12 protein-coding genes are annotated in these 13,712 nt (G+C 33.1%); 4 read left to right on the top strand and 8 right to left on the bottom strand.

Features of this window, described 5'->3' with window-relative positions; all coding sequences use genetic code 11:
* Nucleotides 1–14: 14 nt before the first annotated feature.
* From FTV17_RS12620 to tviB, 8 genes are read right to left on the bottom strand one after another with little or no spacing between them, the layout of a single operon-like run.
* Nucleotides 15–1,118, bottom strand: coding sequence for a glycosyltransferase family 4 protein (locus FTV17_RS12620; RefSeq protein ID WP_180000021.1), 1,104 nt, complete (start codon nucleotides 1,116–1,118; stop codon nucleotides 15–17).
* Complete coding sequence (locus tag FTV17_RS12615) at nucleotides 1,115–2,494, bottom strand: hypothetical protein (RefSeq protein WP_180000019.1); 1,380 nt, start codon at nucleotides 2,492–2,494, stop codon at nucleotides 1,115–1,117. The genes FTV17_RS12620 and FTV17_RS12615 overlap by 4 nt, the downstream gene beginning before the upstream one ends.
* 19 nt (nucleotides 2,495–2,513) lie before the next feature.
* Entirely contained in the window at nucleotides 2,514–3,518 is a 1,005-nt protein-coding gene (locus tag FTV17_RS12610) for a polysaccharide deacetylase family protein (RefSeq protein WP_180000017.1), read from the bottom strand.
* Between the two features lie 12 nt (nucleotides 3,519–3,530).
* Entirely contained in the window at nucleotides 3,531–4,688 is a 1,158-nt protein-coding gene (locus tag FTV17_RS12605; protein WP_180000015.1) for a hypothetical protein, read from the bottom strand.
* Nucleotides 4,688–5,206 (bottom strand): DapH/DapD/GlmU-related protein, encoded by a 519-nt coding sequence (locus FTV17_RS12600; RefSeq protein WP_180000013.1) that lies wholly within the window; start codon nucleotides 5,204–5,206, stop codon nucleotides 4,688–4,690. The genes FTV17_RS12605 and FTV17_RS12600 overlap by 1 nt, the downstream gene beginning before the upstream one ends.
* The gene (locus tag FTV17_RS12595; RefSeq protein ID WP_180000011.1) at nucleotides 5,187–6,452 is read right to left on the bottom strand and encodes an oligosaccharide flippase family protein; all 1,266 of its coding nucleotides are present in this window, start codon (nucleotides 6,450–6,452) and stop codon (nucleotides 5,187–5,189) included. Before FTV17_RS12595 ends, FTV17_RS12600 begins: the two co-directional genes overlap by 20 nt.
* A gap of 28 nt (nucleotides 6,453–6,480) precedes the next feature.
* On the bottom strand, nucleotides 6,481–7,503 hold the full coding sequence (locus FTV17_RS12590; protein ID WP_180000009.1) for an NAD-dependent epimerase/dehydratase family protein: 1,023 nt from the start codon (nucleotides 7,501–7,503) through the stop codon (nucleotides 6,481–6,483).
* Nucleotides 7,504–7,525: 22 nt separating this feature from the next.
* Complete coding sequence (tviB, locus tag FTV17_RS12585) at nucleotides 7,526–8,803, bottom strand: Vi polysaccharide biosynthesis UDP-N-acetylglucosamine C-6 dehydrogenase TviB (RefSeq protein WP_180000008.1); 1,278 nt, start codon at nucleotides 8,801–8,803, stop codon at nucleotides 7,526–7,528.
* Nucleotides 8,804–9,073: 270 nt separating this feature from the next.
* Between tviB and FTV17_RS12580 the strand changes: the two genes are divergently transcribed.
* The 4 genes from FTV17_RS12580 to FTV17_RS12565 all read left to right on the top strand — a co-directional run bounded on the left by FTV17_RS12580 (nucleotide 9,074) and on the right by FTV17_RS12565 (nucleotide 13,698).
* Nucleotides 9,074–10,177 (top strand): polysaccharide biosynthesis/export family protein, encoded by a 1,104-nt coding sequence (locus FTV17_RS12580; RefSeq protein WP_373687209.1) that lies wholly within the window; start codon nucleotides 9,074–9,076, stop codon nucleotides 10,175–10,177.
* The gene (locus FTV17_RS12575) at nucleotides 10,177–10,605 is read left to right on the top strand and encodes a low molecular weight protein-tyrosine-phosphatase (RefSeq protein WP_180000004.1); all 429 of its coding nucleotides are present in this window, start codon (nucleotides 10,177–10,179) and stop codon (nucleotides 10,603–10,605) included. The genes FTV17_RS12580 and FTV17_RS12575 overlap by 1 nt, the downstream gene beginning before the upstream one ends.
* A gap of 17 nt (nucleotides 10,606–10,622) precedes the next feature.
* Nucleotides 10,623–12,809, top strand: a complete 2,187-nt coding sequence (locus FTV17_RS12570) for a polysaccharide biosynthesis tyrosine autokinase (RefSeq protein ID WP_180000002.1) — start codon at nucleotides 10,623–10,625, stop codon at nucleotides 12,807–12,809.
* Nucleotides 12,810–12,990: 181 nt separating this feature from the next.
* A complete protein-coding gene (locus FTV17_RS12565; RefSeq protein WP_180000000.1) occupies nucleotides 12,991–13,698 on the top strand; it encodes an FKBP-type peptidyl-prolyl cis-trans isomerase in 708 nt (235 codons plus the stop codon).
* The last annotated feature ends 14 nt before the right edge of the window (nucleotides 13,699–13,712 follow it).

Here is a 13,712-nt window from a genome sequence, read left to right as displayed (position 1 = left end):
TGAAAACCTATTAATCAAATATTATGAATAGCATTATGAAGTGCTTCCGCATGCGATAAGCGTGTAGAATTGATTATTGGCTTAACAGTAGTTTGAGCATTTTTTGCATAGTCCAGCATTTTTTCATGATTATTTATAGAATAAGTTAAAGCATTCACAATACTCTCTATTGATTTAACTTCGATTCGCAAACAGTTAAACTTATCTTTCATAATATAAGGAATACCTCCTACAAATGTAGTAATAATAGGCGTACCGAATATCATAGCTTCATATAAAGTTCTAGGAAATCCTTCATGGTAGGTAGGTAAGATATATACATTAGAATCCAAATATATATTTTTAATTTCATTAATATCATGTATAGCTCCTTTTACTTCTATAAAGTCTGCTATATCTAACTTATCAATAATATTCATAACCTCTTTCTTATATCCACCCTCTCCGACCAATACCAATTTTAAATTATATTTCATTGTTTTCAACTTATAAATTGCATATAAAATTTCTTTTATTCCTTTATCTTCTTCCAAACGTGCAAGAAATAAAATTTTAAATATTTTTGATTTTTTTACTGATGTTATAGGTACTATATTTTTTTCATTTAAACTAATCATAGGCCTAATAGTTTCTGCAACACTAGACTTAGATAATGTATTTATTAATTTTGTAAAATAATCAGTAACAGTAAAAATTTTATATGATTTCTTATATATAAACTTAGATGTTATACTTTGCAAATCCTGTTCTCCACGAATATATAAACCATAAGGCTTTCTAAAGATAAAGCATAAAATTGATATATACTTGAACGATGAAGGATAAAAAATGTAAATAAAATCAGATTTTATAATATAAGGAATTATTTTCATATACAAAAATAAGTAATTAAAAAATTTATTACTAAGGCGATTAATACCATATACTTTTATATCATTTTTCTTAATATTAAAAACATGTGTACTACTTTCCTTCGATACTACTTGCCCATACATTGTAATATCATTACCAAGATCTTGTAGCTCTAAAGCAAAATTTCCTGTTTTAGACTCACAAAAGAAATCTTTACCTTTAGGGGTTAAGGAAGAATTATCAATTAAAAGAATCTTTTTACTCATAGCATAAATACTGTCAATAATGAATTTAATAAAAAATAAAATAAGAATGCTAAAAACAAAATTTTCTTCCTATCTGCCAATGATATGTTTTGGGCGATAAGAATAGAAAATATATAAAACAACACATAATAAGCCATAAGTCTTCTTTGTGATATAACTGAAGACTGAATATATAGGAACAGAAAACCAAAAAATAAATTAAAAATTAATGGATTAGAAATTTGACTTAAAACTTTAAATCTAATTTTTCTAATTAAAATAAAACTCACTATAAAAGAAATAACAATCCAGTTAAACCCCCCCCCAATAGATATAGGAAAAGCCATAATATTATAGGCTTCTGGTCTAGACAAATCAAAGCTTTCATCTAATTTCACCCATAATGGAATAGGCTGAATAGCATTATAAAATATAGACAAAATACTACCAATAATAGGAATATTTTGCAGAAAACCAACAACCCCATCACCTTTATCACTATCTAGATAAATATCATTATTCGCAGTAACAACATTAAAAATTTGACTATAAAAAATCAATAAAAATAATAATAAAGTTGATATAAAAATGATAGAACTAAATATTACAATGTCTTTTTTGCGAGATGTCTGCATTGTTAAGTACAAATATAGAGGAATTAAATAAAATAAAAATAGACCTGTTTCCACCCTCAATGTACATGATATCAATATAACCAATATAATTTTCAATATATCAAGAAAAGAAAATTCTTTCTTAAAAGTGTACATTATACCTAATAAATAAAAAAACATTACAACAATATCACGCAATAGTAGCGTAGAATATAAAAACAAAATAGAAAAAATACATATCAATAAAGTATATTTATATGCATTAAAAAACTTAAAATTATTAAGTAAGAAAATCTTATATATTACAATACTACTGAATGAACCAATTAATAAACTAGACAACTGCATTGAAATATAAATATTTGAATCAAAATACTTAGATATAAAAGCAAAAGGTATTAAATATCCAAAATATCCAGATTGATATCTGCTAAATAAGTTGAAATTCTGCCAATTATAATCCCAAGCCTCCTTAACACCACCTAAAGATAAAAATTCATATACTTTAGGCATAAAATAATTATAGACATCATAAGCCAATAAATACTCATAATTCTGAGAAACCATATAACTATAGCAAAGCAATATGTAAATAAATCCAACCCAATATATAGTATGATATAGTTTTATTATATTAAGTGAAATATTTTTTCTTTTATTACTTCCACAAACAACAACCATACCTAATAAATATATTAAATTAGCAACAAAAAAAGTAGAGAAATCTAAAATATTTAAACATAAGACTGTGTTTACTACATATAGAATTATATATTTAAGCATATTACAAACCTTAAAGTAGCTATATATTATAAGCTTTAAATTTTACTTTAGGATAAAATGCCATAATAAGTTTTAGACTATCTAGATCTGATGGAACACCTAATCTAGGAATAGCTGAAATATTATTTAAGCTTTTAGAAATTCTTTTTTTCTCCACTGAAAATCCCATTTTATAACCGCTTTCTTTAACAAATTTATTAGATTCTAATGTATAGTCTCCATTTGGATAAGCAAAGAAATCACATATATAGTCTAGCTTTTTTTCTAATATTACTTTGCTTTGTTGAATCTGATCCTTTACAACATTATAATTTTGTTTTTTATGGCAACAAATGTGATACTTACAATGTGAGCCAATAGTAGCACCTTGTTCTTTAAGCTGACGTAATTGCTCCCAATTCATAGGAAGCACAGATGAATATGATTGTACTAAAAGATTATATTTTTTTTTGGTTAGGTTATTTTTAAGATCATCAACAATATCTCTAACTTTATCTACTGGGGAATTTTTTAACGCAAAAGAGACCAGATTATATATTTCTTTTTTTTCAGTGCTATTTGATATCTTACTTTCATTAATCATTAGTGTAGGTATAGAAATCTCTTTCAAGTTTGTACCAAATATGATTAGCCTTGCAATTGAAGTAGGAAAGAGCTCTCCAGTTTCAATATGTTCTGTCGACACAAAAACAGTAAATGGAATATTTTTTTCATTCAAATAAGGTGCAACTACAGTTAAATTATTTAAATATCCATCGTCAAATGTTAATACAACTTCTTTTTTAGTAAAAGAGTCCTCTATGAATCTTTTATAAAATTCTTCTATAGAGATAATTTCATAATACTTATTTAAAAAATCAATTTGTTTCTTAAAGTCTTCTACATGAAAAGACTCAGCCTCTACCTGATTATTTTTTATAAAATCAACACCATGCCAAAATAATATTCTTGGTGTTTTATTAAATTTTCTAATAAAAAAATCTAAATTTAAGCTTAAAAAAAGAAACTTTAATATTTTTTTCACAATACACCTAAATTAGATCTTACTTTTTAATATCATTAAAATTTGCTTAATAAATGGCTTAAAGTCCTTTTTACTAAACGTATTAGGGAATACTTTAGAATTTAAAAAAATCTTCATTAAATCTAAAAAAATTGATGCGAATTTCCTATTTTTCAAATAATCAACAAACAAAGGAATTGTATCAATATATATATACCCATCTTTTTGGATTTCATTAGCACTATCTCTTAATACCTCATCAGCCAAATCATAATAAGAAATTAATGCCAAAGACTTTCCTGATATCTCTGCTATTTTAAAAAATCCTTCTAAGCGTACACTCATTTCAATAAAATAAAATTTATTACCATATTTTTTAAATTCTATTCCACCAATACCAATATAATTAATACTTTCAAGAAATTTTTCACAGATCAAGGATAGATCCTCATTAAATTCACTTTTTCCTTTAAGCATAATCCCACCTTTTGGTGTTGATTGAAGTAGTTTTCTTCCAATATTTTCATATATTTTTTTATTTTTACTTCTATAAAAAACGTAGTAATAAGATTCATCGCTCCCTCCTGGAATAAACTCTTGACACAAAATCCCTTCATTATGAATTTCATTAAAAAAATTTATAAAATCTTGCTTATCATCTATTACTTTAATTTTGAAATTAATGTTACTATTTAAATAAGTTGCACGAGGCTTTAAAATAACCGGAAATTTGAATTCTTCAACAACTTTAAATATATCTTCCTCAGTTTTAATTACTATGGTCTTTGGTACACTTAACCCTGATAATTCTGCTTTTTTTTCAGCCAAGCCCTTCTTAGTGAAATTATAAATGATTTCTTCTGAAGGTAAGCTTAGTATAAAGTTTTCCTCGAACCAAGAACGATTTTTATTAATATAATAACAACTAGTGTCTGTACTACTATATAAAACTGGTTTTTCATTAAATTTTTTTGTTAGAGTCCAAGCTTGTATTTGCTCTAAATAATTTTGTGAATTAATTGCATCAACATATAAAACTTCACTAATGAATTTACTAGTCTCAAAAATACTACTTGTCTTTTTATCACTGCATATTACATACACTTTACAATTTATTTTATTACATATAGCCTGAGCTACTGACAAAACACTACCAATAGCTGTATTTGCTATAATAACCACACTTTTCATTATTGATTTACCCGAGGGTCTAACTTCTTAATAGGCTTTGCAGGCACGCCTGCTACTACTGTATAATCTGGAACATCTTTTGTTACAACAGCACCAGCCGCAATCACACAAAAGTTTCCAATTTTAATACCAGGTAAAATTGTAGCACATGCACCAATCCAAGTGTTATGACCTATAATAACAGGAGCTTTGGTACTAGGATATATAGTAGACAATTTATTACCTGGCCCATTTGGATTAGCACTAGTCAAGATAGTTACTCTATATGCGAGTGTTGAATTTTCACCAATCACTATTCTATCTTTAGCTAATAAAAAGCAACCTTCATTAACTTCTGCATTTTTACTTAGCTCTAGATAGCTATAACAACCAACCAATTCAAAATTAGGATTAATTCTAAAATCTTTCCCTTTAACACCTAATTTAGAATACCAGATTCTATTAAATCTATTTAATAACGGGAAATTCAATAAGGTCTTATAAAGTCTACATTTAACTCTATCTAATAAACTTTTCATATTTCCTAATCTTCATTAATACTAAAAAATTATTTAACAATACAAGCCCTAAATCGGTCAATGCATAAATCAAGATGATATATTTAAAATCAACCTCAAACAAATTAAAAACACTTAATAAAATTAAAGTTTTCAAACACAGACAAAAAATTGAATATTTGAAATTATATTTTTGCATTTCAAAAACTCGAACTGCTGCACCACTCGGAGGAGATATCATCATTGATATTAATAATGGTGAAAGCATAGTTACATAAGCTGCCGATTCAGCCCATTCCTCCCCCAATAAAACCCTTATAATAAAGTCAGCAGAAAAAATTAGTATTAAAGCACTAATTAGAGCCACTCCTAAAAGGCCCAAAAAAACTTTATAGTACCATCCTAATATTGAGACACCTGCTCTTTTTTTACTAGCAAGTTCAGATAAAACCACACTACGAATTGAATTTGAAATTAAAGCTACAGGCTGTCCTATAATACGTATAGCAATTCCATAAAGTCCCAGCTGGGCTAAAGATATATATTTAGAAAAAAGTAATATTGGCAAATTACTTGATAAACTTAATATGGCATTAGAAGGAGTGAAATATTTAGGAAAATCTATAAACCTTTTTGCTTGATTAAGCATTTCTTTTTTAGAAATATCAAAATAAGTATTCCAACTAAACTTTCTAGTGACTACTAAGTAAATTCCTGCAACTAGTACACCAAGCAAATTACCAATTACTAATCCAGTTAGTTGAAAGTAATTATAAAGTATATATTGAAATATAAATATGGCTATCGCCTGGACTATAGTAGAAATAGCAGTATGATTAAACTTCTTAAATCTAATATTCCATAGTGCTGAATTATTATAATTTACACTTAATATAACTCCTAAACCAATTAAAATTTGTAAACCCTTAAAATTCTCAAAAAACTTAATTGGCAAAAACATAACTATAATACTTAATAATGTTATAGTTAATGTAACTATATTTGATAGTTTTAACAGAGCGTAAGCATCTCTATCATGTTCAGGTATAACTAGAGCAGTATCATATTTTAAAGTAGCGAAAGAACTAATGAAACTTACGAGTGCAATAAATAGCGTTAATAAACCAAATGCATCTTGTGAATATAAGCGTGCTATTATCGGTATAGTTACAAAAGCTATAACTTGTGCAAGCATAGTCCCTGAAGCTAGTTTTCCAGCATTTTTTAAGAAGTCACTTTTTAGAGCTTCTTTTACTTTATTGATCATAACTAATAATACTAGAAAATTAATTTTGTTAAGCTAAAAATTTCTTATACCAAGACATAGCTTTAGCAATACCTTGTAAAATTGAAAATTGTGGCTCATAACCCATTAATTTTTTAATTTTTTCAATGCTTGCTTGAGAATGGCGTACATCACCTGCTCTAAAATCACGATATACAGGTTGTTTTGAATAATTTACATTATTTTCATTTAATGAGGCTTTAATGGCATTAAACAAATCATTTAACGTAGTACGGTCACCTACAGCTACGTTATACACTTGATTTTTCGCTTCATCTTGCGCTGTTGCCGCTAAGATATTAGCTTGGACCGTATTGTCAATAAAACAAAAATCGCGGCTAGTTTCACCATCCCCATTAATAAAAACATCATCACCCGCAATCATAGCTGCGGTCCATTTAGGAATCACGGCAGCATAGGCACCATTTGGATCTTGACGCTGACCAAACACATTAAAATATCGTAAACCTATCGCTTTAAAACCATACGTACGTGCAAAAACATCCGCATACAGCTCATTGACATACTTGGTCACTGCATAAGGTGATAAAGGGTTACCAATATTTTCTTCTACTTTGGGTAAAGCAGGATGGTCGCCATAGGTTGAACTACTGGCAGCATAGGTAAAACTTGAAACTTGTGCATCACGTGCCGCCGCCAGCATATTTAAAAAACCACTAATATTGGTAGCATTGGTGGTAATCGGGTCGGCAATAGAACGTGGTACAGAACCAAGAGCTGCTTGGTGTAGTACATAGTCGATACCTTGGCAAGCTTTTTGACAATCTGCAAACTCACGAATATCGCCTTCAATAAAACGGAATTTTGCCCATTGCTCAGCAGTGACTAAGCTTTGTACTTCATCTAAATTATGTTGATGCCCTGTTGCAAAGTTATCTAATCCCACAACAGTTTGATTGAGTTTTAATAAGGTCTCTAAAAGATTAGAGCCAATAAATCCAGCAACCCCTGTCACTAACCAAGTTTTAGGATTTTTCTGTAATTGTTTACATACGGTTTGATATTGGCTCATTCTTTATATTCCTTAATTCAAATTATAAACGGATGTCAGATTCAGAGTGCTCAAGTACATATTTTAGGTCGTATAAAATATGCTCAGCTTTCCCTAATGCACGAATTTCTGCAGCACCCATCGCTTTAAACTGATCATGAGCCACGGCTAAAATCACCGCATCATACTGACCTTGCTCTAGCTGCTGTACTGGGGTGATGTTATATTCATGCTCAGCTTCAGCGGCGTCTACCCAAGGATCATAGACATCAGCTTGAATATGGTATTCTTGTAGTTCATGCACAATATCAATAATTTTAGTATTACGAATATCTGGGCAGTTTTCTTTAAAACTCAAACCAAGCACTAAAACTTTAGCACCTTCAACTTGAATTTTTTTCTTAATCATGCCTTTAACCAGCTGAGTGACCACATAAGCTCCCATCGCATCATTTAAACGACGACCAGCTAAAATAATTTCAGGGTGATAACCAATCGCTTGCGCTTTATGGGTTAAGTAATACGGGTCTACACCAATACAGTGACCACCCACCAATCCCGGACGGAAAGGTAAGAAGTTCCATTTGGTACCCGCTGCTTTTAATACTGCTTCGGTATCAATACCCATTTTATTAAAGATCACAGCCAGTTCATTAATTAAGGCAATGTTTACATCACGCTGGGTGTTTTCAATGACTTTAGCCGCTTCAGCCACTTTAATGCTGGCCGCTTTATGTGTACCTGCTTCAATAATGAGGTTATATACTTCATCAACAAAGTCAGCCACTTCAGGCGTAGAACCTGAGGTAATTTTTAAAATATTGGTGACACGGTGCAATTTATCACCTGGGTTAATACGCTCAGGGCTATAACCAGCAAAAAAATCTTGATTAAATTTAAGCCCAGAGACTTGCTCTAATACAGGGATACAACTTTCTTCAGTTGCACCTGGATACACTGTTGATTCATAAACCACAACATCGCCTGATTTAAGTACCTGACCAATACTTTGTGATGCTTTTACCAGTGGGCTTAAATCAGGTTGCTTAAATTCATCAATCGGTGTTGGTACCGTGACAATAAAGAAGTTACAGTTTTTTAAGTCTTCTAAATTTGCTGAATAACTCAGCTGGTTTGCTTGTTTGAGTTCTTCTGGGGAAACTTCGAGAGTATGATCTTGGCCATTTCTAAGTTCATCAATTCGTTTTTGGTAGATATCAAAACCGACTACAGGTACTTTTTTCCCAAATTCAACGGCAAGTGGCAAGCCCACATAACCTAAACCAATCACTGCTATTTTTAAATTCGATACATTCAGCATTCATTATACCTTATAGTATTTAATATCAATTTAACGGCGCCTAATATAACAGATCCCAAATTAAATATTGATGTAAAATGATCACAATTGAAAAAAATAATTACATAACTCCATGATCTTAATCACAATCAAGCAACAAAAAAGGGTTTTATATTCACATTGGCGCTAGGCGTTATAGGTTTATTCCTATAATATAGCTCAACAAATATCAGCTTAGATTTTTGAATCTATTTTAAATATTCTACTAATTAAAAAATGATAGGAATTCGAGTGAGTTACTACCGCTATAGTTTATTATTAGCACTCAGCTTAAGTTTTACAGGTTGCGCTATGACTTCAGGCCTGCAAACCTATGATTTGCCTGAAGAAGGTGTTTTTCAGACGGATTTGGGGACTCAAGTCAATGTCATCAAACTCACTCAAGAGTCCCTGTTTGCTGTTCAACCAGCTCAAGTCAATGTCCACCAAGATTTGGGACATTTGTTTCTACAAGATCAAAAACAATATCTACTCAGTGCTGGTGACGTATTATCCATTTATCTATGGGCATATCCAGAAATTACACCACCCACCAATACCATTAATAATGAAGAAGCCATTAAATCTAACGGCTATCAAATCGACTCTCGTGGCTATATTCAATTTCCAATTATTGGACGTTATAAAGCGGCTGGCAAAAGTTTAGATCAAGTCAATCAAGAACTTCGTCAGTTACTTGCCCGTTATTTAAAAACCCCCGATGTCATCGCACGAGTTTTGTCATACCAAGGTCAACGCTATTCAGTACAGGGCAATGTGATGAAAGGTGGTCAATATACGCTAAATGACCAACCCACCAGTATCTATACGGCGCTTGGCTTAGCAGGTGGCATCAACACACAATTTGGTGCAAATACCTCGATTAGTCTGGTTCGCAATGGTCAAACCTATAACTTAAATTCGATTGAACTTGAGAAAGCAGGGTTTTCGCTACACAATCTTTTGGTTCAAGCCAACGATACGATTTACGTCAACTCGCGCGAAAATCAAAAAATCTATGTCATGGGTGAGTCAGGTAAAAACCAATCCCTACCAATGCGTGATCAGGGCATGACTTTAAGTGATGTGATTGGGGAAAGTTTAGGGCTGAATCCATTATCTGCAAGTAGTAGTAAGATTTACGTCGTCAGAAGTCAAGCTGACTCTCCGATGACTGAAATCTTCCATATGGATCTGTCTAGCATTGCTAATTTTGGTCTCGCCAATCAGTTTAAAATGCAAAGTAATGATATTGTTTATGTCGATGCAACGGGTCTAACGCGCTGGCAACGTGTGGTTAACCAGGTGATTCCTTTCTCCAATGCATTATATAATTTAGATCGTTTGGGGAATTGATGAATTTTAAAAATATCTTAGTGGTCTGTATTGGAAATATCTGTCGAAGCCCCATGGCAGAATATTTCCTAAAAGATACGTACCCTGATCGAAAAATTCACTCTGCTGGGATTTCAGGCTTAGTTGGCCATCCAGCAGATGATAAAGCATTACAATGTATGCAAAATTTCGGTATAAATATGCAAGATCATGTGGCGCGCAAACTGAATGCTGAATTGGTCAAAAATGCGGATTTGATTCTTGTCATGAGCCAGAACCAACAGAAGCATATCGAACAAACATGGCCATACGCAAAAGGAAAAACCTTTCGCTTGGGGCACTGGCGTGAAAAAAATATTGCGGATCCTTACCAACACGATCAAGCATTCTTTAATGACACCTGTCAGTTGATTCAGGATTGTATCGCTGATTGGAAAAAACACCTTTAATATTTTGAATAAAGATTATGAGTCAAACCGCGAATACCGAAGATACAATTGATTTAAAAGAATTATTTTTTTCATTAATCGCACAATGGAAGCTGATTGCTTTGTGTGTGATTTTGAGTCTGGTCTGTGCCCTACTCTACTTACGTACAACACCAGATACTTACTCTGTCGATGCTTTGGTTCAAGTTGAGGAAAGTAAAGGGACTTCAGCAGCACTTTTGGGTGATCTCTCAAGTATGATTGAGCAGAAACAACCTGCTCAAGCAGAAATTGAAATCTTGAAATCTCGATTAGTCCTCGGTTCAGTGATTGAGAGTTTAAATTTAGATCTTAGAGTGTCTGGTACGCAAAACTCTTTCTTTGATCGTTTATTTTCACCACATGACTATTCGACCAGTTATTCACGTCAATCTGTAATTTTTAATGATGACGAAAAATCTTTTGCTATTCCCCATTTCCATGTTCCTCAGAAATTTCGTGACCGTGCATTGGCGCTGAATTTTACTGAGAAACAATTTACGCTGACGGATTTAAGAACTGAAGAAATGGTCCTGAACGGTTCACTGAACCAACTCAATCAAAGCTCGACCCGCGATGGCATATGGAAAGTTGAGATTCGCACACAAGATCAATTGAATGACCGCTATATCATCACTAAACAGTCTTTACCTGCTGCAATGAAATCACTTTTGGCCAACTATTCAGTGGCTGAAAAAGGGAAAATGACTGGTGTTCTAGGGCTAAACTATCAAGGTCAAGATAAAGAGCATATTACCAAAGTTCTAAATACGATTCTAAATGCGTATAGTCAGCAAAATGTAGAACGTCGTTCTGCCGAAACTGCGCAAACGCTCAAATTCTTGGATGAACAACTCCCAGAACTGAAACAACAGCTGGATGTCGCCGAACGTGAATTTAACAAATTCCGTCAAGGCTTTAATACGGTTGATGTCACCAAAGAATCTGAATTGTATCTCACGCAAAGTGTTGCCTTAGAAACAAAAAAAGCAGAACTTGAGCAAAAAGTCGCTGAAGCGGGTGCGAAATACACCAACGAACATCCAATCATGCAACAAATGAACGCTCAACTTGGTGCGATCAATAAAAAAATTAATGAATTGGATGGCACCTTAAAACAACTCCCTGACTTGCAACGTCGCTATCTACAGTTATTCCGCGAAGTTGAAGTCAAACAACAGTTATATACTGCATTGCTGAATTCGTACCAACAACTTCGAATTGCGAAAGCGGGTGAAATTGGTAATGTTCGGATTGTTGATACTGCCGTAGAACCGATTGAACCAATTAAGCCTAAAAAATTACAGATCCTAATTTTGTCCATTTTCCTTGGTGGTTTCCTCGGGACACTTCTGGCGCTGTTACGTAATATGATGCGTTCAGGCATCAAAGATTCTAGTCAAATTGAAAATGAATTAGATCTACCGGTTTATGCCACGGTACCGCGTTCGCCAGTACAAGAAAGCCACATTAAGATGCTGAAAAAGCATAAGAAAATCCCAATTCTGGCGATTAAGAATAGCGATGATATTGCGATTGAAAGTTTACGCAGTATGCGCACGGCGATTCATTTTGCGCTGAGTTCAGCTCGAAATAATGTGATTATGATTTCTGGTCCTGCACCTGAAGTGGGTAAATCATTTATTTCAACCAATTTAGCCACGATATTAGCGCAAGCCGACAAACGTGTTTTGATTATTGATGCTGACTTACGTCGTGGTTATCTACACAAATATTTCAATATTGACACACAGCCAGGTTTGACTGATTACATGACAAATCAGCACTCGCTACAAAATATTATTCGAGACACTGAAGTCGCTGGTTTAAGTGTGATCACCCGTGGTAAGAGTCCGAGCAATCCATCTGAGATGTTGGGTTCTGAAAAATTCAAACAGTTGCTTGAAGAGCTTTCAACACAGTTTGATCATGTGATCATTGACACGCCACCTGTACTTGCGGTGACTGACGGTATTATCATTTCACAATATGCAGGTGTTAATTTGGTCATTGCTCGCTATGCGAAGACACAAATGAAAGAACTCGAAATCACAGTCAATCGTTTCGAACAAGCTGGTGTTAAAGTGAATGGCTTTATTCTAAATGACATTCAACGTAATGCAGCAGGTTATGGCTATGGTTATAACTATGCGTATGCGTATAAAGCATCAAAGGACAATGATTAATTATTGTTGAATAAAGGCCTGATCTATTCAGGCTTTTTTTATGCCGATCAAACACTGTATATTTGTGAAATTTTGTTGATTTCATTGAAATTCTATATCGCTGAAAGTGAATTGACGCTATGCTGTTTTGGTTCCGCGATTTTAGAATGTCGCACATATAATTGAAAAAAATGGAAATCTCATGAGTAAAGCTTTACCCATCGCTGTTGCTGTCGTTTTAGGCGGTGCTGCGCTCGTCCCTGTTTATTATGCAAGTCAACATCCAACATCTGCGACAGTTTCTAGCATGACTGCTGATGCAAAACCGATTGATAAAATCAGTTATGCACTCGGTTATGAAGTTGCCAGCCAAACTCCTCCTGAAGTCGCGATTGAGCCATTTATTGTCGGTGTCCGTGAAGCGCATGATAAAAAAGAACGTGCCTATACAGATGAAGAACTGCAAACTGCCTATGTGGCTTTACAAAAAGAATTAGAAGAAAAGAAAGTCAAAGACTCTAAAGCTGCCGATGCACAAAGCAATAGCTTCCTGGCTGAAAATGCAAAAAAATCGAATGTTAAAACTACTGCTTCTGGTTTGCAGTACCTCGTCAGCAAAGAAGGTACAGGCAAACAACCTGCTGCAAACTCTGTGGTTAAAGTGCATTACACCGGTAAATTACTTGATGGCAAAGTCTTTGATAGCTCGGTTGAACGTGGTGAACCGATTGAATTTCCGTTGAATCAGGTCATCCCTGGATGGACCGAAGGCCTACAATTGATGAAGGAAGGCGGCAAAGCAACCTTATATATTCCATCAAATCTGGCTTATGGTGAACAGGGCGTTCCTGGTACGATTCCACCAAACAGCACGCTCATTTTTGATGTTGAATTAATCGAAGTCAAATAAGTTAATCAAAAGGA

The sequence above is a fragment of the Acinetobacter sp. YH12239 genome, from assembly GCF_013417635.1.
In the GTDB taxonomy this organism is placed as follows: domain Bacteria; phylum Pseudomonadota; class Gammaproteobacteria; order Pseudomonadales; family Moraxellaceae; genus Acinetobacter.
The sequence above is the reverse complement of the archived record's forward strand: the minus strand, read 5'-3'. Positions and strand labels throughout refer to the sequence as shown.